The organism is Lysobacter claricitrinus (assembly GCF_045866565.1).
GTDB classification, from domain to species: Bacteria; Pseudomonadota; Gammaproteobacteria; order Xanthomonadales; family Xanthomonadaceae; genus Cognatilysobacter; species Cognatilysobacter claricitrinus.
On the sequence record NZ_BAAFZV010000001.1, the window covers coordinates 117,550 to 142,069 of the forward strand.

General features: G+C 67.8%; 16 protein-coding genes. 5 read left to right on the forward strand and 11 right to left on the reverse strand.

From position 1 onward, the window contains the following. Window positions 1-3 precede the first annotated feature (3 nt). The 6 genes from ACKTTN_RS00500 to pilG all read right to left on the reverse strand — a co-directional run bounded on the left by ACKTTN_RS00500 (window position 4) and on the right by pilG (window position 11,394). On the reverse strand, window positions 4-1,566 hold the full coding sequence (locus ACKTTN_RS00500) for a chemotaxis protein CheB (RefSeq protein WP_407907920.1): 1,563 nt from the start codon (window positions 1,564-1,566) through the stop codon (window positions 4-6). Beyond that, entirely contained in the window at window positions 1,559-7,900 is a 6,342-nt protein-coding gene (locus ACKTTN_RS00505) for an Hpt domain-containing protein (protein WP_407907921.1), read from the reverse strand. The genes ACKTTN_RS00500 and ACKTTN_RS00505 overlap by 8 nt, the downstream gene beginning before the upstream one ends. Before the next feature lie 109 nt (window positions 7,901-8,009). Further along, window positions 8,010-10,031: a methyl-accepting chemotaxis protein gene (locus tag ACKTTN_RS00510; protein WP_407907922.1), complete on the reverse strand. Its 2,022-nt coding sequence runs from the start codon at window positions 10,029-10,031 to the stop codon at window positions 8,010-8,012. A gap of 30 nt (window positions 10,032-10,061) precedes the next feature. Next, the gene (locus tag ACKTTN_RS00515; protein WP_407907923.1) at window positions 10,062-10,610 is read right to left on the reverse strand and encodes a chemotaxis protein CheW; all 549 of its coding nucleotides are present in this window, start codon (window positions 10,608-10,610) and stop codon (window positions 10,062-10,064) included. 1 nt (window position 10,611) lies between these two features. Continuing rightward, window positions 10,612-10,977, reverse strand: coding sequence for a response regulator (locus ACKTTN_RS00520; protein ID WP_407907924.1), 366 nt, complete (start codon window positions 10,975-10,977; stop codon window positions 10,612-10,614). An 18-nt stretch (window positions 10,978-10,995) separates the two neighbouring features. Then, on the reverse strand, window positions 10,996-11,394 hold the full coding sequence (pilG, locus tag ACKTTN_RS00525) for a twitching motility response regulator PilG (RefSeq protein ID WP_407907925.1): 399 nt from the start codon (window positions 11,392-11,394) through the stop codon (window positions 10,996-10,998). Window positions 11,395-11,566: 172 nt separating this feature from the next. On the opposite strand from pilG, the gene gshB reads away from it, so the two are divergent. After that, entirely contained in the window at window positions 11,567-12,514 is a 948-nt protein-coding gene (gene gshB / locus ACKTTN_RS00530) for a glutathione synthase (RefSeq protein ID WP_407907926.1), read from the forward strand. A 4-nt stretch (window positions 12,515-12,518) separates the two neighbouring features. Then, window positions 12,519-13,397, forward strand: coding sequence for an energy transducer TonB (locus tag ACKTTN_RS00535; RefSeq protein WP_407907927.1), 879 nt, complete (start codon window positions 12,519-12,521; stop codon window positions 13,395-13,397). A 24-nt stretch (window positions 13,398-13,421) separates the two neighbouring features. Here ACKTTN_RS00535 and tsaB read toward each other — a convergent pair whose 3' ends face one another. From tsaB to mrcB, 4 genes are read right to left on the reverse strand one after another with little or no spacing between them, the layout of a single operon-like run. Continuing rightward, window positions 13,422-14,120 (reverse strand): tRNA (adenosine(37)-N6)-threonylcarbamoyltransferase complex dimerization subunit type 1 TsaB, encoded by a 699-nt coding sequence (gene tsaB, locus ACKTTN_RS00540; RefSeq protein WP_407907928.1) that lies wholly within the window; start codon window positions 14,118-14,120, stop codon window positions 13,422-13,424. Between the two features lie 18 nt (window positions 14,121-14,138). Then, window positions 14,139-16,187 (reverse strand): ATP-dependent DNA helicase, encoded by a 2,049-nt coding sequence (locus ACKTTN_RS00545; RefSeq protein WP_407907929.1) that lies wholly within the window; start codon window positions 16,185-16,187, stop codon window positions 14,139-14,141. A 1-nt stretch (window position 16,188) separates the two neighbouring features. Next, on the reverse strand, window positions 16,189-16,710 hold the full coding sequence (locus ACKTTN_RS00550; RefSeq protein ID WP_407907930.1) for a hypothetical protein: 522 nt from the start codon (window positions 16,708-16,710) through the stop codon (window positions 16,189-16,191). Further along, window positions 16,707-19,175 (reverse strand): penicillin-binding protein 1B, encoded by a 2,469-nt coding sequence (gene mrcB / locus ACKTTN_RS00555; RefSeq protein WP_407907931.1) that lies wholly within the window; start codon window positions 19,173-19,175, stop codon window positions 16,707-16,709. Before mrcB ends, ACKTTN_RS00550 begins: the two co-directional genes overlap by 4 nt. Window positions 19,176-19,255: 80 nt before the next feature. Here mrcB and ACKTTN_RS00560 point away from each other — a divergent pair, with 80 nt between their 5' ends. Both ACKTTN_RS00560 and ACKTTN_RS00565 read left to right on the forward strand, forming a co-directional pair. Beyond that, entirely contained in the window at window positions 19,256-20,539 is a 1,284-nt protein-coding gene (locus ACKTTN_RS00560; protein WP_407907932.1) for a glycosyltransferase, read from the forward strand. Continuing rightward, on the forward strand, window positions 20,536-21,810 hold the full coding sequence (locus ACKTTN_RS00565; protein ID WP_407907933.1) for a glycosyltransferase: 1,275 nt from the start codon (window positions 20,536-20,538) through the stop codon (window positions 21,808-21,810). Before ACKTTN_RS00560 ends, ACKTTN_RS00565 begins: the two co-directional genes overlap by 4 nt. Here the strand turns inward: ACKTTN_RS00565 and ACKTTN_RS00570 are convergent. Next, on the reverse strand, window positions 21,807-23,966 hold the full coding sequence (locus ACKTTN_RS00570; protein ID WP_407907934.1) for a RelA/SpoT family protein: 2,160 nt from the start codon (window positions 23,964-23,966) through the stop codon (window positions 21,807-21,809). The genes ACKTTN_RS00565 and ACKTTN_RS00570 overlap by 4 nt on opposite strands. 58 nt (window positions 23,967-24,024) lie before the next feature. Here ACKTTN_RS00570 and ACKTTN_RS00575 point away from each other — a divergent pair, with 58 nt between their 5' ends. After that, on the forward strand, window positions 24,025-24,519 hold the full coding sequence (locus ACKTTN_RS00575) for a hypothetical protein (protein WP_407907935.1): 495 nt from the start codon (window positions 24,025-24,027) through the stop codon (window positions 24,517-24,519). The last annotated feature ends 1 nt before the right edge of the window (window position 24,520 follow it).

Sequence of the window (24,520 nt, forward strand, 5' to 3'; positions counted from 1 at the left end):
CTCTCAGCGGCTCCAACGGCCGGCGAGTTGTGCAGCGAGTTCGGAAGGCGGCGCGCTGTGCGCACCACGCGCCGCGACCGCAGAGGCCGCAGCGGCGTCGTAGCAGCCGTCGGTGGATTGGGCGCCGACGAAGGCGCCGTCGGCAATGCGCGACGCGATCACGTCGGCGAGTGAAGCGTCGGCGCCACTCAGCACGATCACGGCGCTCTCGGCGGCCGGCAGGCTAGCGACCAGATGATCGGCGGCTCCTGCGCGGAACGCCGAGCCATTGTCGTCGAGGCCGACATCGTCGCCGAGCACATAGACATTGCCAGCCTTCATGGCGTCACCGGGGATGGCGAGCGCGACGGGCAGTGCGGACGCACGTTGCAATTGCGCGACCAGCTTGTCGTAGCGACCACCGTCGAGGCGCTGGCGCAGCAACACCGGACGCGGAAAGCGAGCCGGCAATGCGCCCAGCAGCTGGCGAACCGCGTCAGGGCCGCCAATGCCGGCGAGCACGAGCACCGCACCCGCCACATCCGCCAAGACGGGCGCAGCGACGTCGGCCGCCGGCTTCGTATCGTCCACCAGCTCCAGCGAAGCGATACGGCGTTCGAGTTCGCCGATGTCATGCGTGCGCACCGCTGCGTTCGACATGGCAGGCGACGCAGCCGCCGGTGTCACATCGTCCGCAAGGCTGAGCTCACCAAAGCCCATCGAGGGCAGCGGCGGCGGGACGATCGGCGCAGGCGCCACGTCGTCGAACGACACGTCCTCCACCGCAACGAAATCATCGACAAGCTCGCCCTGCCATTCGACGTCCGGCAGCGCCGGCATGTCGGGCAGCGGCGTATCGGGCAGCTCGGCGTCGAGTTCCGCGAGCAGCGGATCGAAATCGCTCGCGCTGAAATCGGGGCCCGTCACCGGCGGCAGGCCGTCGAAACCGCTGGCGTCGAATGCGCCGTCCAGTTCGATACCGGCCGATTCCGACACCGGCATGTCGATCGCGGCCGGCTCGAATTCCAGGCCGTGGACCGAAAGCACGTAGTCCTCGACACCCGCGTCCGCAGCTTCACCGTGCGGGGGATCGAACACGGAGAAATCCTCGCCGCCGGTCGCGCCTTCCGGCAACGACACCTGCGCCGCGGGCGGGAATTCGGGCTCGTCGGTTGAAATCAGTTCTTCGAGCTGCACCGACAGCGGATCGATCGCCGGCACGATGTCGGCGCCCGCGACCGGCGGCAGCACGTTCTCGCGATGATGCAGCTTGGCCGCCAGGTGACGGCGCCAGCGCGCGGCCTCCCAGCCATCGCGTGCGGCGGCTACGTCGGCCTCCTCGAACATCACTTCGATGGCCGGGTCGCCGAGCATGCTGTCGAAACGATCGAGCGCTGCTTCGCTGATCGGGTCGAGCACGATCATCAATACATCGGGCGACGCGCCGCGGATCGCATCCGGCGACGACGAGCCCGGATCCTCTTCGGCAACGATGTCCGCACCGATCTCCAGCAGTGCACCGCGCACGCTGTCACGCGCCGCGCCGGGCCGCGCGAGGAGTGCGACGCGCCGGCTGGTGTCACTCATGCGCATGCACCTGCTCGAGCAACTCGTTGACGTTGCGCATCAGCTCGGGCTCCTGGTACGGCTTGCCGAGATAACGGTTGACGCCGAGTTCGAACGCGCGCTGGCGATGCTTCTCGCCGGTACGCGAGGTGATCATGATGATCGGTACGTCGCGCAGTCGCGATTCGCCCTTCATCGCGCCGGCGAGCTCGTAACCATCCATGCGCGGCATTTCGATGTCGAGCAGCATCAGGTCGGGCACGCGCTCGGCCATGCGCTCCAGCGCATCGATGCCGTCCTTCGCCGTGACCACTTCGTAGCCGTGGCGTTCGAGCACGCGACCGGTGACCTTGCGCATCGTGACCGAGTCGTCGACCACCATGACCAGCGGCACCACGCGCTTCTCGACCTGCACCACCACCGGCTGGAAGTCGCGCGGCAGTGTTGCCTGGCGACGCACCAGCGGTGCGACGTCGAGGATCACGACGACGCGACCGTCGCCCATGATCGTCGCGCCGAAGATGCCCGGCACCGACGCGACCTGCGGACCGACCGGCTTGACCACGATTTCGCGGTTGCCGATGACCTGGTCGACGGTGACCGCGGCGCGGAGTTCACCGGCGCGGATCAGCAGCAGCGGCACCTGCAGCAGGCCTTCGGCCTTCGCCGGCGTGCCGCCGAGCAGGCGACCGAGGTCGTGCACGGCGTAGTCCTCACCGCCGTAGCGGTAGGTGCCACCGTCCTCGCTCTCCATCGACTTGGCGAGTTCTTCGCGCGAGATGCGGCCGACGCCGCGCACCGATGCGATCGGCACCGCGAAGGCGGTCTCGCCGATGCGCACGAAGACGGCCTGCGTGACCGCGAGCGTCTGCGGCAGGCGCAGGGTGAACGTCGTGCCCGAACCCTTCGTGGTGCGGATGTCGATCGTGCCGCCGAGCTGGCGCACTTCCGACGCGACCACGTCCATGCCGACGCCGCGACCGGCGAGGCGGCTGACTTCATCGGCCGTCGAGAAGCCCGGCTCGAAGATCAGCATGTCGAGGTCGGACTCGGCCAGCGCCACGTCGCTGCGGATCAGCCCGCGTTCGACACCGCGACGGCGGATCGCCTCGCGATCCAGGCCGCGGCCGTCGTCGCCGACTTCCAGCACGACTTCCGACCCTTCGCGGCGCACCGCGATGCGGATCGTGCCTTCTTCGGTCTTGCCGGACGCGACGCGCTTTTCAGGCGATTCGAGGCCATGCGCGACCGCGTTGCGGAGCATGTGCTCCAGCGGCGCCGTCATGCGCTCGAGCACGTTGCGATCGAGTTCGCCCTGCGTGCCTTCGAGCTTGAGCAGTACGTGCTTGCCGGTTTCGCCGGACGCCTGGCGGACGACGCGACGCAGGCGCGGCAGCAGGCCGTCGAACGGCACCATGCGCGTGCGCATGAGGCCTTCCTGCAATTCCGACGATACGCGCGACTGCTGCAGGAGCAGCGTGTCGTACTGACGCGTGAGGTCGTCGAACGTCGCCTGCAGCGAGGTCTGGTCGGCCGCGGACTCGGAAAGCGCGCGGGTCAGCTGCTGCAGCGTGGAGAAGCGGTCGAGCTCCAGCGGATCGAACGTCGCCTCGCTCGTGTCCTCGCGCTTGTAGCGCGCGACGATCTGCGCTTCCGTCTCGATTTCGAGACGACGCAACTGGTCGCGCATACGCGTGTTGGTCGCTTCCATTTCCGCGATGGCGGAACGGAACGCGCCGAGCTGCTGTTCGAGGCGGGCGCGATAGATCGCGACCTCACCGGCGTAGTTGACGAGCCGGTCGAGCAGGTCGGCGCGGATGCGCACCTGTTCCTGCGGCGCGCGAACCGCGATGTCGTCGTCGTCGGCGATATGCGACTGGTCGCCGATCGGTGCCGACAGCGGCTTGAGGTCGGCAACCGGCGCCGGCACGGCGGGCGTCGAACGCTGCGGCTCGGCGGCCTGCGCCGGCATCGGCATGCGTTCGCCGCGTGCACGTGCTTCGAACTGCGCGATCAGCGCGAGCGGCATGCCAATCGCGCGGTGCTCGCCGACGCGGGTAACCATCGCGTGCAGTCGGTCGAAGCCGCGTTCGAGCAGCGACACGCCGTCGCGACCGAGGTCGCTGCGGTGGTCGACGACTGCTTCGAGCAGCGACTCCATGACGTGCCCGAGTTCGCCCACGGCCATGATGCCGGCCATGCGAGCGCCACCCTTGAGCGTGTGCAGGTCGCGCTGCAGGCCGACCAGCGTTTCGCGCTCATCCGGCTGCTGGCGCAGCTGCGCGAGCAGGCCGTCGGAGTGGTCGAGAAGATCCGCGCCTTCCTCGACGAAGATGTCGACGAGTTCGGAATCGAGGCCGGTGAGGTCGAGCGCGCTGTCCGGATCGGCTTCGTCGGCGACGCTCGACGGCATCGCGCCACCGCTTTCCACCGCCGCAGTTGCCGCGGCGATCGCCACGCGCACCTGTTCGGCCATGCGTTGCTCGGCGGCCATGCGCTCCAGGCGCTCGGCTTCCGCACGCTGCGCCTCGAGGCGAGCCTGCTCGTGCTCGATCGCGTCAAGGCGTTCGCGCTCGATGCGCTCGGCTTCGGCATGTTCCGCTTCGATGCGTTCGCGTTCGGCGCGTTCGGCGGCGAGGCGTTCTTCTTCGACGCGACGCGCTTCGGCCTGTTCGGCGGCGACGCGTTCGGCTTCGATACGTGCGGCTTCGTCCGCTGCAGCGCGCTCGGCTTCCACGCGCGCCGCCTCTTCGGCCGCGAGACGGTCCGCTTCGGCGTTTTCCGCTGCGATGCGTTCCTGCTCGAGACAGTCGGCCTCGGCCTGTTCCGCCGCAATGCGCTCGGTTTCGGCCTGTTCCGCTGCAACGCGCTCGGCTTCGGCGCGCGCGGCCTCTTCGGCTGCAACACGCTCCGCTTCGGCGTGTTCGGCGGCAAGGCGTTCGGCCTCCGCATGTTCCGCGGCGATGCGTTCCTGCTCAAGGCGCTCGGCTTCTGCCTGTTCCGCGGCGAGGCGCTCGGCCTCTTCGCGATCGGCGTCGTCAACCGGCTCCGCAACGAACTGTTCGGCGACTGCTGCGTCGTACGCCTGCTCGGACGCCGCGATGCGTTCCGCTTCGGCCTGCTCCGCCGCGATGCGTTCCTGCTCGACGCGCTCGGCTTCCGCCTGCTCGGCAGCGCTACGCTCGGCTTCGGCGCGCGCCGCGTCTTCGGCCGCGCGCTGGGCTTCGGCTTCTTCCGCCGCGAGACGATCGGCTTCGGCCTGCTCCGCCGCAATGCGCTGCTGTTCTGCACGCTCGGCCGCGGCGCGTTCGGCTTCGGCCTGCTCCGCGGCGATGCGCTCGGCGTCGACTCGCGCGATTTCCTCGGCGATGCGCTGCTGTTCCGCCTGCTCGGCGGCGATACGCTCGGCTTCCGCCTGCGCGGCTTCCAGCTGTTCGAAATCTTCCGCGGCCGATGCCTCGACCGGATCGACCGGCATCGCCTGGCGCGCGTCCGGCAGGCTGTCGCGCAGCGCGACGACGCGCTCGGCGAGGCCTTCGAAACGCGGCACGTGCGGGCGGTCGGCCTGCAGGCGCGCAAGCGTCGTACGGATCGCGGCAGCGACCTCGGCGATCGCTTCGACGCCATCGTGCGTCGCCGGCGTACCCGCGGCGAGCAGGCGCTTGATGTACGCCTCGGTCGGACCGGTGATCGCCGGGATCACCGGCACCTCGGTCATCGCGAATGCGCCATTGAGCGTGTGGATTGCGCGCTGCAGACGGTCTTCGGCACGCAGCGGTTCGCGACGCGCGCTTTCCAGCCAGTCGTCGATCGTCGCGAGGTGGCCGTCGACTTCCGTCGCGAGGATCTCGAGCAACACCGGATCGACGTACGCGGGCTCGCCCGGATCTTCGACCGGCAGCGCAACGACAACCGGCGCGGCCTCGACGACCGCTTCGACCGGCGTAACGACCGGTGCGGCGGCCGCGTCCGGCGCGTAGAAGACCTCTTCGCCCTTCTCGAGGCGATCGGCGATCGCTTCCAGGCCGGCCAGGTCGGCCGTTACCGACGCCGTACCCGCGAGGGCGGCGTGGAATTGCGGCAGCGTGGCGACGGCGTGGTCGATGAGCGACGCGACCGCGGAACTCGGCGGACGCGTGCCATCGAGCACGCGGTTGAGCATGTTCTCGATCTTCCAGCTGAACTCGCCGAGCACCTTGGCGCCGACGAGGCGGCCGCTGCCCTTGAGCGTATGGAAGACGCGGCGCACCGAGCGCAGGCGCTCGAGATCATCCGGCTTGGACTTCCAGTTCGCGATGTAACTCGCGACGTTGTCCATTTCCTCCGACAGCTCCTCGAGGAAGACCTCGCGGATGTCGTCGTCGATGTCCGCATTGGATTCGAAGCCACCGAACACCACGCCGACCGGCGCGACCGGCGCCATTTCGACCGGCACGATCGAATCGAGCGCGCTCGCGTCGACCGCCACCGACTCGTGCACGACGGGCGTCTCTTCATCGCGCGCCTGCAGGTCGATGACCGCCAGCGATTCCGCGATATGCTCCAGAACGGCTTCGTCCTCGCCCGCTTCGACGATCGGCGTGGCCGACGCATCGACGGATTCCGGGTGCAGCGCCTCCGCGATCGCGGCATCGACCGCCGGTTCGGCGTCGACGGCAGGCGACGCTTCGACGTGCGCCGGCGCGGCCGGGATCGGCCAGTAGCTCAGCGATTCCAGGCTCGACTGTGCGATGTCGAGCATGCCGTCGCGGTTCGGACGGTGGTCGCGCAATGCTTCGAGGAAGTACTCGAGGCTGGCGAGCGCATCGGCGAGCGCGTCGAGCTCGGCGCTGGTCGGCACGTGGTGGCGGTCGATGAGCTCGCGCTGCGAATAGCGCGCGATCGCATCGAGATAGTTGGCTGGCGCCGGCAGGTGCACCATGCGCATCGCGCCGGCGACTTCGTCGAGCAGGCGGGGCACTTCCGCGAGTTCGGCATGGTCCCAACCGGTTTCGACGAATGCGACGAACGACTGGCGCGCGTCGCCGAAGTTGGCGATCGCCTCGCGCACGACAATGTCGAGCACCTTGCGCGACTCGCGTGCGAGCGCGGTGTCGCCTTCGTCCTGGTCTTCGAGGCCGAGGCGTGCAACCTGGTCGTCGAGCGATGCATCGACGTAGAGCAGCGCGCCGGCGATGTCGAGCAACGCGTGTTCGTCTGCCGTGCGGCGGCCGTTGACCACGTCCGACATCGCGTCGCGCTGCTGCATGACGACGCCGCGGGCAGTGCCCAGGCCCATCATGCCGAGCGTGTCGCCGACCTGCGTCAGCGCATCGACCTGCGGGCGGAGTTCCGCCACGTCGATGCGGCCGGTGCGCAAATGGATGTCGAGCGCGTCCTTGACGCGCATCAAGTCTTCCTTGATCGCCGCCGAGACCGTGTCGAGCAGCGCGCGGTTGCGACCGCTTAGCGAGCCGCGCGCATGCGCGATCTCGCTTTCGCTCGGACGCTGCGCGTCGAGGTCGAAGGTTTCGCGGATGTCGTCCAGGCGCGGATGCGAGGCACCGCTGTGGGCGACGTGATAGAGCAGCTGGCGCGTGGGCTCCGCGGCGAGGTCGCCAGCGGACAGCTCCATCGCGTCCTGTGCGGTGTCGTGCACGCCGCGCTCGACGCCGGCGAACGCCTGGCGCAGGCCACGGCTGGTCGGCATCGCGCCATCGGCGATCGCCATGGCGACGCCTTCTGCGACCCAGAGCATGCGCAAACGGGCTTCGTTGCCACCGGCGCGCATCAGCTCGCCGATCGCGCCGACGATGGCGCGCGCATCGGCCGGGTCGCCGGCCTCCGGCCATGCGGCCAGCGCGGTCGACAGACGCTCGGCCGCAGCATTCGCGTCGGCGTTCGCGTCCGCGGCTTCCGCGGCGGGCACCGGCACATCGATGTCCGGCGCGAACAGCATGCTTTCGCTCAGGCCCGCTTCGCCGCGCGCGGCGCGCAGCTCGTTGAGCAGCGGCAGCAGCACGATCGGAATGTCGCGATGGCCGCCCTGCAGGCGCTCCAGATAGTCGGGCAGCTGCACGACACCACGCAGCAGCGCCGCGCAGGCTTCGTCGCGGTCGGCGACGTCACCCGTCTGCAGCGCGGACGCGAGGCGTTCCATCTCGGTCGCGACCATCGCGGGCGCGTCGAGCTCGATCATGTGCAGCGTTCCGCGCACCTGGTGCAGGTGCGTGGAGCAGGCGCGCATGCGCGCGGAGTCGGTCGGATCCTCCAGGAACGCTTCGATTTCCTGACGCGCGAGGCGGAGGGTTTCGTCGAGTTCCGGCTTGATCCAGCCGAGGGTGGTTGTATCGATCACTTCACGCATCGCGATCATCGTGCACCTCGCGCCCGAGCGGCCGTGCACAACGCACTCCCTGGTGGGAGCGCGGTCGCGTCGCGGCAGTCAGGTGCGTGCCAATTCATTCTTCAGGTCGTCCGTTCGATCAGGCCGGGAGCTTGAAGTCGGCGACCGAGCGACGAAGGTCCGCCGCCAGCTGCGCGAGGTTTCCAATCGAGGCCGCCGTCTGGCTCGCACCCTGCGAGGTCTGCGCGGTGATCGATTGAATCGTGGTCATCGTCTGCGTGATGTTCGTTGCAGCGAACGACTGCTGCTGCGCGGCCTGCGAGATGCCCTGAATGAGGGTCGAGAGGTCGGTCGAGACCTTTTCGATCTCGCCCAGCGCGGTACCCGCGTCCTCGGCCAGTCGTGCACCGGCGACGACTTCCGACGTCGTCTGCTCCATCGACGAGACCGCTTCGTTGGTATCGCTCTGAATCGTCTGGACCAGCGTTTCGATTCGCTTCGTCGCGTTGGACGCGCGTTCTGCAAGGCGCTGCACTTCGTCGGCGACGACCGCGAAGCCGCGGCCCGCTTCACCGGCCGAGGCCGCCTGAATTGCCGCGTTCAGCGCGAGGATGTTCGTCTGTTCCGAGATGTCGTTGATCAGTTCAACGATCGAACCGATTTCCTGCGACGACTCGCCGAGGCGCTTGATTCGCTTCGAGGTTTCCTGGATCTGGTCACGGATCGAGTCCATGCCCGCGATCGTCTGGCGCACGACGCCGGCGCCCTTGGTCGCGATCTGCACCGAGCGCTGTGCAACCTCGGCGGACTCGGCGGAGTTCTTCGAAACCTGGTCAATCGATCGCGCGATCTCGTTGATCGCCTCGGAGGCCGAGCCAATCTCCTGCGCCTGGTGTTCCGCGGCTTCCGCGAGCTGCGTCGCCGTCGCCTGCGTTTCCTGCGCGCTGGCCGCGACCTGCACCGACGTATCGGTAATCGTCTGCACGAGGCTGCGCAGCTGTTCGACGGCGAAGTTGATGGAGTCCGCGATCGCGCCGGTCATGTCTTCGGTGACCGTCGCCTTCACCGTCAGGTCGCCTTCTGCGAGCGAACCCATTTCGTCCAGCAGGCGCATGATGGCCTCCTGGTTACGGTCGTTGAGTTCCTTCGTGGTCTGGTAACGACGCTGCTGCTGCTTGTTGAGCGCGTAGAGCAGGCCCAGCAGCGAGAAGATCGTCAGCGCACCGGCGATGATCGAGATCCAGATGTTGCCGAGCAGGCTGGTGTCCTTGATCGAGCCGATCGAGGTGAACGCGCCGAACAGCTTCTGCGCCTGGTCGAGCAGGTCGCCCGACTTCGCGGTGATGCCGGCCGCCGCGTTCTGCGCGCCGATCAGGTTGCGCGAGGACGCGGTGATCGCGTCGAGGTCCTTCTTCATGCCCGCCCACTGCTGCTCGACCTGGCCGAGCTGCGACACGGCGGCGCCGGCGGTCAGCGGCAGGATCTTGTTGGCGTCGTCGCCCTTGCGAAGGCCGGCGAGCACGGTCGAGAAGAGGTTGGCGTCGCGTCCGAGCGCGTCGGCCGCGGCCTGCGCGGCCGCGCCGCCGCTACGGATTTCCGCGATGCGGCGCGCCATGGTTCCGGAGACGACGACCTGGCGCAGTGCGATGTAGACCTGCGAGGACGGCGAGCCTGACGCCGACATCGCGCGGACCAGCTCATCGAGCGTGGCCTGGAAGTTCGGCAGGTTCTGGTTGAACTTGTCGGCGTGGCCGGCCAGTTCGACGATCGCCTGCTCCGACGCCAGCACCTGGTCGGCGTTCTTGCCGATCGGGCCCCATGCTGTGGCGACGTCGTTGATCGCGCTACCCGCGCGGCTGTCGTCGCCGTAGCTGCTCTGCAGGTTCTTGACGTCGTCTTCGATGCGCGCCTTCGTGTCGCGGAAGGTCTTGAACGCCTCGGCGTTACCGCCTACGGCCTCGGTGCCGCGCACTGCGAGCTGCTGCGAGAGCACCTGCAGTTCCGACGCCGACGAGCTGGCGCCGCTGAGGCGGCCGGCCTTGTACGACGCGTAACCGACGTTTGCGCCTAGCACGACCAGCGACGTGATCAGCAACGCCACCCAGGTGTTGACTTTGATGTCACGGCCTTTGCCGGCGACGTTATCCATCGTGCTGCTCATGGTTGAACCTCAGGTCTTCGTGCAGGGCCGTCAGGCGGCGGCTTGTCGGAATTCGGGAGTGCGGGCGAGCAGGTCGAGGCTGAAGACGCCCCAGTCGTACTCGCCCACGTGATAGGCGCGATCGATGAAGTTCGCGTAGCGGCCCTGGGCCAGCGGTTCGAACGCTTCGTCATCGAGCTTCTGCTCATCGACGAACGAACGCTGGCCGAACAGTTCGTCGACCAGCACCGCGACGTCGCCGCCGGACTGACGCACGAGCAGCACGCGCAGGCTCTCGTGCAGGACGGTGCGCTCGCCTTCGAGGAACTGCTTCATGTCGACGATCGGCAGCAGCTGGCCGCGGACGTTGGCGACGCCGAGCATCCACGGCTGCGTGCCCGGCACCGGCGTGATCTGCGGAACGGTCAGGATTTCGCGCACCTCGCCGAATTCGGAGGCGAGGCGGCGCGAGCCGATGCGGTAGCCGACACCGCGCCACAGACCCGGCGCGTCGAGCTGCTCCGGCAGGCCCGCGACGTGCGCGAGCGAGCGGCGCTCGTAGTCGACGAGCACGTCGAACGGGCTCATCGCGAGGTTCATGTCAGGCGCCCAGGAGTTCGTTGATGCGCGCGATGAGTTCTTCCTCGCGCGGCGGCTTGACGATGTAGTCCTTCGCGCCCTGGCGAAGGCCCCAGGCGCGATCGGTGTCCATGCCCTTGGTGCTGACGATCAGTACCGGGATGGCCTTGGTCTCGGCGTCGCGCGACAGCGCGCGCGTGGCCTGGAAGCCGTTCATGCCGGGCAGGACGACGTCCATGAGGACGAGGTCGGGACGCTCGCGGCGGCAGGTTTCGATGCCGTCTTCGGCGCTGCCGGACGTCATGACCTGGTGGCCGTTGCGCTCGAGGAGCTGGGTCATGACCGCCGACTCGGTCGGCGAGTCTTCGATCAACAGGATGCGTGCCATTGGTGCCCTTCCCCCCGGTCAGGCGTTGACGTGCTTGCGGATCGCGTCGAGCAGTTCTTCGCGGGTGAATGGCTTCGTCAAATACTGCTCGGAGCCGACGATGCGGCCCCGCGCCTTGTCGAACAGACCATCCTTGGAGGACAGCATGATGACCGGCGTCGACTTGAAGCTCTGGTTGTTCTTGATCAGCGCGCAGGTCTGGTAACCGTCGAGCCGCGGCATCATCACGTCGACGAAAATGATCTGCGGATGCTGGTCCGCGATCTTTGCCAGCGCTTCAAAGCCGTCCGAGGCGGTCACCACGTCACAGCCCTCGCGCTTGAGCAGCGTTTCAGCCGTGCGTCGAATGGTCTTCGAGTCGTCGATGACCATGACCTTGAGGCCGCCCAGGCTGCCGTTGCGGGCGTCATCCTGCATTCGTAAATCCCCCAGCGCTGCGTCTGGCAGCGCGCGAAGCCTTTATTTCAAGCCCCGGGAGGGCTGTCAAGCAGGCAATTTTCGTCACGACAAAACTGAAGAAGTGGCACTTTTGGTCAGGTCCCCGCCTGACCCACTGCTACCATCGGCAGCCCCGACCGCGGCTTGAGCCATGCCCCTCGACATCGTCGTCGTGATGGACCCCATCGGCTCCATCAGGATCGCCAAGGACTCCACGTTCGCGATGCTGCTGGAGGCCCAGCGGCGTGGCCACCGGCTGTCGTACGTCATGCCGGGTGGCCTTTCGGTTCGCGATGGTCGCGCGATGGCGCGCATCGCGCCGCTCCGCGTCATCGATGATCCCAACGGATGGTTCGAACTGGGAGATGCGTCACAGGTCGAGCTGGGTACGGGTCACGCCGTGCTCATGCGCAAGGACCCGCCGGTCGACGCGAACTATCTCCACGACACCCAGATCCTCGGTCTTGCGCAGAACACGGGCGCGCTGGTGGTCAACGACCCGCGCGGCCTGCGCGACATGAACGAGAAACTGACCGCGCTGGAGTTTCCGCAGTGCTGCCCGCCGACGCTGGTCAGTCGCGAAGCGAACGCGCTCAAGGCCTTCATCGCCGAACACGGCGAAGCGGTGCTGAAGACGCTCGACGGCATGGGCGGCCGATCGATCTTCCGCGCGCGCCACGGCGACCCGAACACCAACGTGATCCTCGAGACGCTGACCGAAAGCGGCCAGCACCTCGCGATGGCGCAGCGCTACATCCCCGAGATCACCGACGGCGACAAGCGCATCCTGCTGATCGACGGCGTTCCGGTCGACTACTGCCTGGCCCGCATTCCGCAGGGTGACGAGTTCCGCGGCAACCTCGCGGCCGGCGGTCGCGGCGAAGGCAGGCCGTTGAGCGAGCGCGATCGCTGGATCGCCGCGCACGTCGGCCCGGCGATGAAGGCGCGCGGCATGCTGTTCGTCGGCCTCGACGTGATCGGCGACTACCTGACCGAGGTCAACGTCACCAGCCCGACCTGCATCCGCGAACTCGACAAGCAGTTCGGCCTGAACATCGCCGGGCAACTGTTCGACGCGATCGAGGCGAAGGCGCGCTGATCGCATGACGGTCGTCGGTCCCGCGCACGATCCGCCACTGGTCGAATCGCACCGGCTCGGCTGGACGATGGCGATCTCGCTCGGCGTGCATCTGTTCGTGATCCTGGCGATCGGCTTCGCACCGGAAAAGGCGGCACCGGTGGTGCCGACGCTGGATGTCATCTTCACCGAGACGCAGAGCGCGCTGACGCCCAAACAGGCGGATTTCCTCGCGCAGGCCAGCAACCAGGGCGGCGGCGAGCACGAGAAGACAACGCGTCCGCGCGAGGCGCAAAGCGGCGCGTCGCCGCAGCCCGAACCGGGCGTCGCACCGCGCGAATTGCGCGCGCAATCGCCGGCACCTGCACCGCCGCCGCAGGCGCGCATCGTCAGCAGCACGCGCGGGCCGTCCATCGCGCCACAGGCGCAGGTCGCTCCGACGCCAAACGACGTGCCCGCGCCGGTCGGCGACCAGAAGATCGAACGCGACGAACGCATGGCGCGACTCGCCGCGGAAATCCACCTGCGATCGCAGCGCTACGCCAAGCGCCCGAAGCGCAAGTTCGTGTCGGCGAGCACGCAGGAATACGTGTGGGCGAGCTACCTGCGTGAGTGGGTCGATCGCGTGGAACGCGTCGGCAACATGAACTACCCCGACGCGATCCGTCGCCATCACCTTTCGGGACAGGTCGTCATCACCATCGCGATCCGTCGCAACGGCAGCGTCGAGCGTGCGGACATCGTGCAGTCGAGCGGCATTCCCGCACTCGACGAAGCGGCGATGCGCATCGCTCGCCTCGCCGAACCGTACCCGCCGCTGCCGCGCACGCAGGAAGATCCCGACATCCTGCACGTCACCCGCACGTGGTGGTTCCGTCCCGAAGGGCGGATGGTCGACGACTAAGCGGGACGCCTGCGTCGCGGGCGTCTATTTCGCTTTGCGCGCCTGCTGCTCGACCAGCGTCAGTGCGACGTTGTTGCGCAGGTAGGCGGGCTCGACCCGCTCGGGCGCGATCGCGCCGCCACGTCCGGCGATGCGCAAGGCGAGGCGCGCGATGTCGGCCGCGTGCGGCAACGCGGCAGCGTCGACGGTGGCCAATTGCGATGCAAGGCGCGCGGGAAGTGCGCCATCCTGTGCAGCGAAGCCGGTGCCGACGCCATGCCAGCCACCGCCGTCGATCACGACGTCCCCCGCTGCGAGCAGTGTCTCGTTGCCGATCGCGTCGAGATCACTGCCGTTCCAGCGAAAGCGTGCGACGTACAGCTCGTTCATGCGCGCATCGATCGCCGCGAGCATGGGCGCGCCTTCGTTCGCCCGCGCCGCGGGAAGCGCGAGTGCGGCGAGCGTGGACACCGGCACGAGCGGACGATCGAGACCGAGTGCAACGCCCTGTGCGATCGCGATCGCGAGCCGCACGCCAGTGAACGCGCCCGGGCCGCGACCGACCGCGATCGCGTCGAGTTGCGAGCGCGCGATGCCTGCATCGGCCAGCAATGCCTGCGCCCACGGCAACGCGAGCTCGGTGTGGCGTCGCGGCGCGATCTCGTAACGCTCGACGATCTCGCCGTCGACGGCGAGCGCGACGGAGCAGGCTTCGGTGGCGGTTTCGAATGCGAGCAGTTTCATGGCGCGGATGGTCGCATTTCACGCCGTTCCGAGCAGCGGCTGCTGGGGCGACGCGGCATCGCCGTCCGCCGTCGCGCCGAAGAACGCGCGAACGTGCTCGATGTTGCGCGTCTTGGGAAACGGCGGAAGCGAATTGAAGAACGTGGTGCCGTACTGGCGATTCACCAGGCGCGGATCGCAGAGCACCAGCACGCCGCGGTCGGTCTCGGTGCGGATCAGCCGGCCGACGCCCTGCTTCAGCGCGATCACCGCCTGCGGCAGCTGTTCGTCGCGGAACGGCACGCCGCCGTTGCGACGGATGGCGTCGAGTCGCGCCTCGAACACCGGATCGTCCGGCGCGGCGAACGGCAGTTTGTCAATCACCACGACGCTCAATGCATCGCCGGCGACGTCGACGCCCTCGCGAAAACTCGCGGCGCCCAGTAGCACGCCGTTGCCGGATGCACGGAACCGTTCGAGCAGTACCGAGCGCGGCGCCTCGCCCTGCACGAACAGCGGCCACGGCCCATCAAGCAGCAGTTGGGCGGCCTCACGCAGTGCGCGATGCGATGCGAACAGCACGAACGCGCGTCCGCCCGACGCTTCAAGCACCGGGCGCACGGCGTCGACCACCGCGGTCGTGTAATCGCGCGCCGACGGTTCGGGCAGATTCTTCGGCACGTAGCACAACGCCTGCTCGTTCCAGTCGAACGGGCTGGGCGCGAGCATGGTCTGCGGCTGCCAGAGTCCCAACTTGATCGAGAAATGCTCGAAACGCCCGCCGACCGCGAGCGTCGCCGAGGTGAACACCCACGCGGCCTGCGTGCGCGCGCGATGCTGCGCGAGCGGCCCGGCGACATCGAGGGGCGTGCGGCTCAGGCGGAAGCCGCGTGCGGTGAGTTCGTACCAGAGCACGCTGCCGTCGTCGCGTTTTTTCGGCACTGCGTCGTCGCCTGCGCCCGTGTCGTCCTCGGTCTCGTGGACGTCGACCGCGTCGTGATCCGCCTCGTTGCGCCAGCGCGACAACCGATCACGGAACTCGTTCGCGCGTGCGAGGCAACTGTCGAAACCCGGTGACGTCGACGCCAGCGGACGCAGCGTGTCCTGCAGCACCGCCAGCGCGTCATCCAGCGCGTCGAATGCGGCCTCGACCGCAGGCGCTTCCTGCGCACGCCGGCGCGTACCGCGCACGGGCAACTCGTCCATCGCGCTGCGCAGCTGGCGCACGCGGAACTCGAGGTCGTTCGCCGGGCCCTGCACCGCCGCGAGTGCGCCAGTCACCTGCCGGCATTCCAGCAGCGCATCGCGCGAGAGTTCGACCAGGGGGCGCGCACTCAGCGATTCGCCGAAGAACTGCGCGGCGAGTTCGGGCAGCTGGTGCGCCTCGTCGATCACGAACGCTTCCGCGCCCGGGAGGATTTCGCCGAAGCCTTCCTGCTTGAGCGCGAGGTCGGCCAGCAGCAGATGGTGGTTGACGACGACCACGTCGGCCGCCTGCGCGCGCTGGCGCGCGGAGACGACGAAGCAGTCGGAATAGAACGGGCATTCGGTGCCGAGGCAGTTCTCCGCCGTGCTCGTCACCAGCGCGTGCAGCGGCGAGTCTTCCGGCAGGTCCTCGAGCTCGGCGAGGTCGCCCATGCGCGTGCGCCCGGACCACGCGACGATGCGCTGGAACTGCGCGACCTGTTCGCGACTGCTGAAGCGCGGCTCGCCCTGCGCCTGCCGCATGCGGTAGTGGCAGAGGTAGTTCGAACGCCCCTTCAGCAGCGCGCTGGTGTGGCCGACGCGGAGCGCGTTGCGCACGCGCGGCAGGTCGCGGTGGTAGAGCTGGTCCTGCAGCGCGCGGGTGCCGGTCGAGATGATCGTCTTGCGGCCGGACAGCAGCGCCGGCACGAGATACGCGAACGTCTTGCCGGTGCCGGTGCCGGCTTCCGCCAGCAGCGTGCCGCGCGCGTCGAACGCGTCGGCGATCGCCGCGGACAGATCCTGCTGCGCGGGGCGGGAACGGAAGCTTGCGATCTCGGATGCGAGCGGCCCGCCGTCGGCGAGCGCCGCGCGGCTCGCATCGGCCAGGCGGGACGACGTCATGTCAGTAGCGCGGCGGCGGCTTGACCGTGCACGCGTCGCGTTGCTTGGCCAACGCCACCACGCGGGCACCGGCGCCTGCATCGCCCGACGCCTCGCGCAGCCCTTCGACCTGCACCAGCATTTCGAGCGTGCGACGACACAGCGGGCCCACCGTCGGCCCCGCTGCACGTGCGCGCTGCGCGAAATCGAACGCGGCGTCGACGTGCCGTTCGAGCAGCGCGAGCTCTGCGCGCTCCTGCAGCAGTGCGGGGTCCTGAGGACGCTCGGCCAACGCGCGATCGAGCACGGCTGCGGCATCGGCAATGCGGCCCGCCTGCTCGTCGCGCCGTGCCTGCTCGCGCAGGTCCGCTACCAGCGGATCCTGCAGCGGCTGAACTTCGACCTCGGTCGCTACGGTCGCGCCCGCGGCACGCACACCGGCGACGATCGCGGCCGCGTTGTACGACGGCGCAGGCGGTGCCGGCGGCGGTGCGCTCGCGCAACCGGCAAGCGTCACCAGCAACGCGGCGGAAAGACGCCTCATCGGTTACCGCCCGCAGGTTCCGGCGGCGGCGCGGTGTCGGCTGGCGGCGGAACGCGCTTGGCGGGGTCAGGGTCGGCGCCGTGGTCGCGGCCGAACAGCGAATTCCAGAAGCCGCCACCGCTGTCCTGCTGCTGCGCGTCGGCGCCGTCTTCGCTGCCATCGGACACCGGATTCGGCGAACCGTAGGCGCAGGCGGTGCGGCCCGGTGCGTAACCCGGAACGAACGGGAAACGATCGGACCCCGGGCAGCCCGGATCGGTCGTGTTGTTGCCGGCCACCCACTGCCAGTCGAGCCCGTCGTCCGGCACCTTCAGCGCCGCGGACGGCAGGTGCGCGAACAGCGCCGACCACACGCGCATCGCGCCGGTCGCGCCGTACAGGCCCGTCGTCTTGTTCTGGTCGTTGCCGACCCAAATGACCGCGAGATGGTCACCGGTGAAGCCGGCGAACCAACTGTCGCGGCCATCGTTCGAGGTACCGGTCTTGCCGGCCGGCGACAACCCGCCGCGACCGTCCGCGATCAACTGGTGCGCCGTGCCGCGATTGACGACCTGCTGCATCGCATAGGTCACCAGGCGCGCCGCCACAGCGTCGCCCGGTTGCGCGGGTGCGGACGGTTTGTCGTAGCGATTCAGAGCGCGACCGTTGGCGTCGAGCACGCCGCGCACCGCGCGCAGCGGTTGGATCTGTCCGCCCGACGCGAGGAACTGGTAGAGCTGCGCCATCGCGTACGGGCTTTCATCGACCGCGCCGAGGATCAGCGACGGGTTGACGTTGCCCTCGATCTCGATGCCCGCCAGCGTACGGATCAGGTCGGCGAGGCGCTGCGGCGTGACCTGCATGCCGACGCGCACCGTCGCCTGGTTCATCGACAGTGCGAGCGCATCGATGACGCGCACCGTGCCATGACTGCGGCCGTCCGAATTACCCGGCGACCACGGCTTGCTGCCCTGGATCTTCACCGTGATCGGCGAGTCCTCGACATAGCTCGCGAGCGACCAGCGATTGGGCTCGGCCAGCGCGAGCAGATAGACGAACGGCTTCAGCAGCGATCCGACGGGACGCTGCGCCTCGACCGCACGGTTGAAGCCATGCTCGGTGAATTCGCGCGCACCGACCGCCGCGACGATCTCGCCCGTGTGCACGTTGGTGACGACGACGCCAGCTTCGAGCGGCGGACGCTTCGGCGATTCCAGCTGGCGCAGCGTCTTGGTCACCGCGCCTTCGGCATAGGCCTGCGCGGACGGCGACATCGCCGTCATCACGCTCAAGCCTGCGCCGACAAGGCCTTCGGACGGGAAGTCGCGCGCGAGCTGGCGGCGCACCAGGTCGACGTAGGCCGGGAAGCGGTTGGGCGCAAGACTCGTCGGATTCGGCGTCACGCCCAGCGGCGCCTTTTGCGCGCGGTCGTGCTCGGCCTGGTCGATCAGGCCCGTCTCCAGCATCTTGTCGAGCACGAAGTTGCGGCGTTCGAGTGCGCGGTCGCCGTGCACGCGCGGGTCGTAGTACGACGGGCCACGCACGATTCCGATCAACAGCGCGATCTGCTCGGTGTTGAGATCGTTGAGATCGCGACCGAACCAGAACTCGGCGCCGGCGGCGACGCCGCGGATCGCCTGCGAGCCGTGCTGGCCGAGATAGACCTGGTTGAAGTAGGCCTCGAGGATGACGCTCTTGTCGTAGCGCGCGTCGATCAGCAGCGCGTAGATGATTTCCTTGAACTTGCGGGTGAACGTCTGTTCCTGGCCGATGCCGAGCAGGCCGGAACGCGCGAGCTGCTGCGTCAGGGTGCTGGCGCCCTGGCGCTTCTCGCCGCTGCGCAGGTTGACCAGCACCGCGCGCGCCAGACCCGAGAAGTCGATGCCGATGTGGTGGTTGAAGTCGCGGTCTTCCACCGCCTGCAGGCCCGTGACGAGCAGGTCCGGCACTTCATTGATGCGGACGAGGCGGCGTTCTTCCTGCTTCTGGCCGTACAGGGTCGCGATGCGCGCGGGATCGAGGCGATGCGCGCGCAGGCTGCGATGCGATACCGCGTCGCGCACGCTCATCACGCGACCGCCCGACAGGATCACTTCCACCCGGCGCGCCGGGACTGCGCCGTCGACATCCGCGAACCCGCGCGACGCGATCGTCCAGCGCCCGCCCTGCTGCGCGTACGTGCCTTCGCGCGCGCCGTCGCCCGCGTGGTACGCGGCCGCGTCGAGTTCGGTCTTCAGCGTCGCGGCATCCATCACGACGCCCGGCGCCACCTCCAGCGGTCGTGCATAGACGCGCGTCGGCAGCTGCCAGCGCAACTGCCCGAAGCGCTGTCCCACCTCGTGGTTCAGGTAGGTGACATAGGGAATCAGGAAGCCCAGCGCGAGCCCGACCAGCACCAGCGCGATGGTGAGCAGGCGGCGGCGCCAACCGGGCCGGCCGCCTGCGTCGGCGGTGTCGTCGTCTTCGTCGTAATCGATTCGGGCCACGGAATGCGAGAATGAAGGGCCGGAAGCCCGCTTGCCGCGAGTCTAGCGCAGGCGCCCCGAGCCACCCTTGGCCCATGACGATGCCCGAGTCGCCCCACCCTCAACGTTCAGCTGCCGCGCTGCTCGCACTTTTCTACGCGCGACGCGGCGTCGGGCTTGCGCTGCGGGGTGCGCGGCGCCTGGTATCGGGGGGCTTGGTCTATCGACCCAATGGCAAGGGACCGTCGAGAGAGGAAGCTCGATCCCGCGGCACGACGGCCGACACGTCGGTACTCATCGTCGATCAGCATTTGCCTCGGCCAGATGTCGACTCCGGCTCGGTGCGGATGAGCGCAATCGCGAAGATTTTTCAGGGTCTGGGATTCGGCGTCTCCATCATCGCGGATGATCTGAGCCCGGGGCCAGGGAGCGACAATTACGCGACGCCAAGTTTTGGCACGATGTTGGACGTCGTCCGCTGGCTGCGTGCCCGTCGAAACGAAATCCGCTTGGTCATCCTGTCACGCCATACAACGGCCAGTCATTGGACACCGTTAATCCGCGAACTGCTGCCAGAAGCGCGCATCGTTTTCGATACGGTGGATCTGCACTACTTGCGCGAGTCCAGGCACGCGTCGCGCGTCGGCTCAACGATGCTCGAGCTTCTCGCGCGAATAACTCGGTCTCGTGAATTGGATGCTGTGCGCGCGACCGACTGCACTTGGGTGGTGAGTCCGGTCGAGAAGACACTCCTCGAGCGCGAGTGCCCGGAGTCGCGCGTTCAACTCGTGTCCAACATCGTCGACGTTCTGCCGAATCGGCCAGGTTTCACTGATCGTGCAGGATACTTATTTGTCGGTAACTTTTCGCATGAACCGAATGTTGATGCCATCGAATGGCTTGCTAGCTGGTGGCCCATAGTTCGAGCGGAGCGCCGGTCAGTGCATCTGAAGGTAATCGGCGGGGGCATGCCTCGACCTTTGAAGCACAAACTGGAACGGGTCGACGGCATCGAAGTCCTTGGGCATGTAAAGGATCTTGAGTCTTTTCTGCGTTCGTCGCGCGTGATGCTTGCGCCCCTGAGGTACGGCGCGGGAGTAAAGGGCAAAATCAACGCTGCGTTTGCGGCCGGCCTGCCGGTGGTCGGGACGCCGTGTGCCATGGAGGGCATGATCGACACAGCTGCAATGTCGTTGGGTCTAGGCGATACGCCGGAGTCACTGGCACGCGCGGCAGTGCGCGCGCACGAAGATGAAGCGCTCTGGCAGTCACTAGCTGAAGCTGGCGTTCAACAAGCCACCCGTGCCTTCTCCACCGCCGTTGCAGTGGGCGCGATCTGCCGTACTTTGGGCGCCATCGGCGTCGATCAGCCGTCTCGCCGATGAAAGTGCTGCTGATCGCCTACGAATTCCCGCCGAGCCCGTCTCCCCAAGCGCTCCGATGGGCCTATCTCAGCCGCGAACTCATCCGCTTAGGCCACGAGGTCCACGTCCTCACGCCTGACTTAGGCCCCGTCTCGAGCGGGCCGTCAACGACCATTCTGTCGCCGGAGCTAGTCCTTCACCGAACGTACGCTGGTCCGGTGCGGGGATTGATCGCGTGGCGTCGAAAGCGTCGTGCGATTCGCACCGAGAGGGAGCGTGATGGCAAGACGGCGATGGAGTCAACGCAAAAGCCAAGGCATCGGCTCGCGCCTCTCGTGATCAACCGGCTCTACAAGCTGTCGGAACATGTGTTTTTCCCGGATATCCGCTGCGAATGGCGTCCTTTCGCCAAAGCGCGTCTGAGCCGTCTGCTGCGCGGCGAGGCGTTCGACGTCGTTATCAGTTCGCACGAGCCCGCAACTACACTCGAGCTTGGCCTTCATGCGAAGAAAGGTCGAAGCATTCGGTGGATCGCGGACCTCGGAGATCCGGTGCTCGCGCCCTACACTCCGCGGCGTTGGACGTCGCGCGCTAACAGCCTGGAGCGTACGACATGCGAGACGGCGGATACGGTCTCGGTTACCGCGGAGTCTGCTGCTGAATTGCTAATCCAACGACACAAGCTGCGTCGCCGCCCCGTGGTAATGACGCAAGGCTACGAGGCGACTCCAGCGAGCGCCCCCCCCTTGCGCGGAGCCTACTTGGAGATGGTCTACACGGGTCGCTTCTACAGTTTTCGGCGCGCAGAGGCGCTTTTCGAAGCTGTGGCAGCAACCCCGGGAGTTCGGTTGAGCGTGGCCACTGCCAGCATGCCAATGTCCCTGGCGCGTATCGCCGCTCGATGTCCAGACCGGTTCCGTCTGCTTGGACTCATTGAGCACGAAGAGGCACTCGTTCTGCAGAAGAACGCTCATGTGCTGGTCAACATCGCTAACGCTTACTCGACCCAGATTCCGGGGAAAATTTACGAGTATCTCGGCGCCCAAAGGCCAATACTCCACCTGACACACGGCGCCTCGGACGCGGGCGCGGAGCTCGTTCGTGCGCTGCGGCGCGGCTGGGTCGTGCAAGACGACCGTCAGGATATTCAACACGTTCTCCAACAACTCGTAGCGCTCGGTTCGAGCTACCGAAACGACGTTGACTTGTCGCTGTCGACCGTAGAGCAGTACTCGTGGACGGCAATTGGCGCACGCCTCGACAAGCTGATGCGCGATTACAGCGACAGCTAGGCGCGGCGCGCCTGCTCCACGCCCGGTATCGCCGCAAGTTTTCCTAGCACCGCGGACAACTGTCCGTAATCAGCGACGCGCAACCGCAGCCGCAGCGTGACCTGCGAGCCACCGCGCGCATGTTCCGTGTTGAGGCTGCCGACACCGACGCCGTGCTGCGCGACGATGTTGGTGACGTCCTTCAACAGCCATTTGCGATCAATGGCGATGAGTTCGACGTCGACATCATAGGCATTGCCGGCACGCCGCCATTCGACCGGAAGGATGCGTTGCGGTTGCGACGCGGCAAGGCGCTGGAACGCGACGCAGTCGGGACGATGCACGCTGACGCCGCGCGCCTTGGTCAGGTAGCCGGCGATCGCTTCTCCCGGCAACGGCTGGCAACAACGCGCGAGTTGCACCAGCAGGTTGCCGACGCCTTCGACCGTGAACTCGGCGCCGCGACTCCGCGCCTTCGGACGCTCGGTGGTAGCGGGCGCAGCAGGCGGCACCGCATCATGCGACGCGCGTTCGTGTTCGAGCAGCACCCGCCCGACCTGGTGCGGGCCGACGTCGCCCAGCGCGACGAGCACGTGCAGGTCCTCGTCGGTATCGGCATGGAAACGCTCGCGCGCGGGCGCCAGGTCCGCGTTGAGCAGCGACAGTCGACGCAACTCCTTTTCGAGCATCTCGCGACCGGCCTGCTCGTTGCGTTCGCGGTCGAGGCGGTTGAACCAGTTGCGTACCTTCTCGCGCGAGCGCGCGCTGGCGAGAAAACCGTTCGACGCCATCAGCCAGTCGCGCCGCGGCTCCGACACCTTGCCGGTGAGTATCTCGACGTGATCGCCGCTGCGAAGCTTGTGATCGAGCGGCACGATGCGGCCGTCGATCTTCGCGCCGCGACAGCGATGCCCGACCTCGGTGTGCACGTGATAGGCGAAGTCGAGCGGCGTCGCGCCGGTCGGCAGGTCGACCACCTCGCCCTTCGGCGTCAGCACGTAGACGCGATCCTCGACCAGTTCGCTGTCGAGCTCGCCCGCAAGTGCGCCCTCCTCGCCCGCGGCGTCCAGCAGCCGACGCATCCACGCGATCTTGCGTTCGAACGCCGCGGTGGCCTGTCCGCTCGACGCACCAGGCCCGCCGCCTTCCTTGTACTTCCAGTGCGCGGCGACGCCGAGTTCCGCCTGGCGATGCATGTCGTGCGTGCGGATCTGCACTTCGAGCGTCTTGCCTTCCGGCCCGACCACCGCGGTATGCAGCGAGCGATAATCGTTGCGCTTGGGCCGCGCGATGTAGTCATCGAACTCGCTCGGGATCGGCGCCCACGTGGCGTGCACGATGCCGAGCGTGGCGTAGCACGCGGCGACGTCGTCGACGAGAACGCGCACGGCGCGCAGGTCGTACAACTCGCTGATCGGCACGTTCTTGCGCTGCATCTTCTTCCAGATGCTGAAGATGTGCTTCGGTCGACCGGCGACGTCGGCCTCGATGCCCTGCGCGACGAGCGCGTCGCGCAACGTGTCCTTGACGTCCTCGATGTAGCGCTCACGGGCGACGCGCTTCTCATCGAGAAGTCGCGCGATCTGCTGGTAGGTGGCGGGTTCGAGGAAGCGGAACGCGAGGTCCTCGAGTTCCCACTTCAGCTGCCAGATGCCAAGCCGGTTGGCGAGCGGCGCATGGATGTCCCGCGTGAGCGCGGCCAGCGCGCGTTGTTCGTCTTCCGGCAGCGCGCCGGCGTTGCGCATGCGCGCGAGCTGGCGCGCGAGCAGGATCGGGACGACGCGCAGGTCGCGCACCATTGCCAGCAACAGGCGGCGCAGGCCTTCACTGCCTCGCCCGCCCGGGTGCTTCGCGTGGAGGTCCGAGACCGGTTCCGCGGCGCGCTGGCTGTCCACGAGTGCCGCGACCGCAGGGAAACGCGCGCTGAAGCTCGCATCGAGCGCACCGGCGGCTCCCGGCCAGTCGTGCACCAGCGCCGCGGCCACCATGTCGCCGTCCGCGCCGAGCGTCGCCAGCGAGGCGAGCATCGATTCGATGGATGACCACGTCGGCGTATCGACCGGGGGTATGGCCGCGGCCGCGAAGGCCTCGCGCAGCGACGCACCGAGCGCCGTGGCGGCCGGGTGCGCGAGCGTGTCGGCGAATCGGTGCGTCGGCGGGGACGACGGCGCGTTCATTCAGGGCTGCGAATCGGAGCGGTCTACACTAGCCGGCATCCGCCCGGAGGAACAGTTCATGGCTCAAGTCCGCATGCATGCCCTCGTCTTCGCCGTCGCCCTCGCCTGCGGGATCGGCGCGGCCAACGCAGCGCAGCCGCCCATCCAGCAGCAGATGTCGCCGGAGGAGTTCAAGGCGGCAGGGTTGGACAAGCTGAGCGCCGACGAGTTGGCACATCTCAATACCTGGCTCGGCCGCACGATCGAAGCCGAGACGCAGAAGGCGGCGGTCGTCGCGAAGAAGAAGGTCGAGGACGACAACCGCGGCTTCTTCAGCTTCGGCTCCACCGACCCGATCAAGAGCGCCGTCACCGGCGAGTTCCGCGGCTTCGAGCAGGGGCGCACCTACACGCTGGACAACGGCCAGGTGTGGCGCCAGATCGATTCCGCCACCCTCGCCGGCGTACGCGTGATGCACCCCGACGTGGTCATTTCGCCAAGCGTCGTCGGCAACGCGTGGTACATGGCCATCCACGGCTATGGCACGCGCGCGAAGGTCATGCGCGTCAAGTAAC

Excerpts from the sequence above, each read along its gene's own strand:
- ACKTTN_RS00500 (WP_407907920.1), bottom strand. The coding sequence starts at position 1,566 with ATGAGTGACACCAGCCGGCGCGTCGCACTCCTCGCGCGGCCCGGCGCG.
- ACKTTN_RS00535 (WP_407907927.1), top strand. The coding sequence starts at position 12,519 with ATGACGGTCGTCGGTCCCGCGCACGATCCGCCACTGGTCGAATCGCAC.
- ACKTTN_RS00505 (WP_407907921.1), bottom strand. The coding sequence starts at position 7,900 with ATGATCGCGATGCGTGAAGTGATCGATACAACCACCCTCGGCTGGATC.
- ACKTTN_RS00520 (WP_407907924.1), bottom strand. The coding sequence starts at position 10,977 with ATGGCACGCATCCTGTTGATCGAAGACTCGCCGACCGAGTCGGCGGTC.
- ACKTTN_RS00575 (WP_407907935.1), top strand. The coding sequence starts at position 24,025 with ATGGCTCAAGTCCGCATGCATGCCCTCGTCTTCGCCGTCGCCCTCGCC.
- pilG (WP_407907925.1), bottom strand. The coding sequence starts at position 11,394 with ATGCAGGATGACGCCCGCAACGGCAGCCTGGGCGGCCTCAAGGTCATG.
- tsaB (WP_407907928.1), bottom strand. The coding sequence starts at position 14,120 with ATGAAACTGCTCGCATTCGAAACCGCCACCGAAGCCTGCTCCGTCGCG.
- ACKTTN_RS00510 (WP_407907922.1), bottom strand. The coding sequence starts at position 10,031 with ATGAGCAGCACGATGGATAACGTCGCCGGCAAAGGCCGTGACATCAAA.
- ACKTTN_RS00570 (WP_407907934.1), bottom strand. The coding sequence starts at position 23,966 with ATGAACGCGCCGTCGTCCCCGCCGACGCACCGATTCGCCGACACGCTC.
- gshB (WP_407907926.1), top strand. The coding sequence starts at position 11,567 with ATGCCCCTCGACATCGTCGTCGTGATGGACCCCATCGGCTCCATCAGG.
- ACKTTN_RS00565 (WP_407907933.1), top strand. The coding sequence starts at position 20,536 with ATGAAAGTGCTGCTGATCGCCTACGAATTCCCGCCGAGCCCGTCTCCC.
- ACKTTN_RS00515 (WP_407907923.1), bottom strand. The coding sequence starts at position 10,610 with ATGAACCTCGCGATGAGCCCGTTCGACGTGCTCGTCGACTACGAGCGC.
- ACKTTN_RS00545 (WP_407907929.1), bottom strand. The coding sequence starts at position 16,187 with ATGACGTCGTCCCGCCTGGCCGATGCGAGCCGCGCGGCGCTCGCCGAC.
- ACKTTN_RS00550 (WP_407907930.1), bottom strand. The coding sequence starts at position 16,710 with ATGAGGCGTCTTTCCGCCGCGTTGCTGGTGACGCTTGCCGGTTGCGCG.
- ACKTTN_RS00560 (WP_407907932.1), top strand. The coding sequence starts at position 19,256 with ATGCCCGAGTCGCCCCACCCTCAACGTTCAGCTGCCGCGCTGCTCGCA.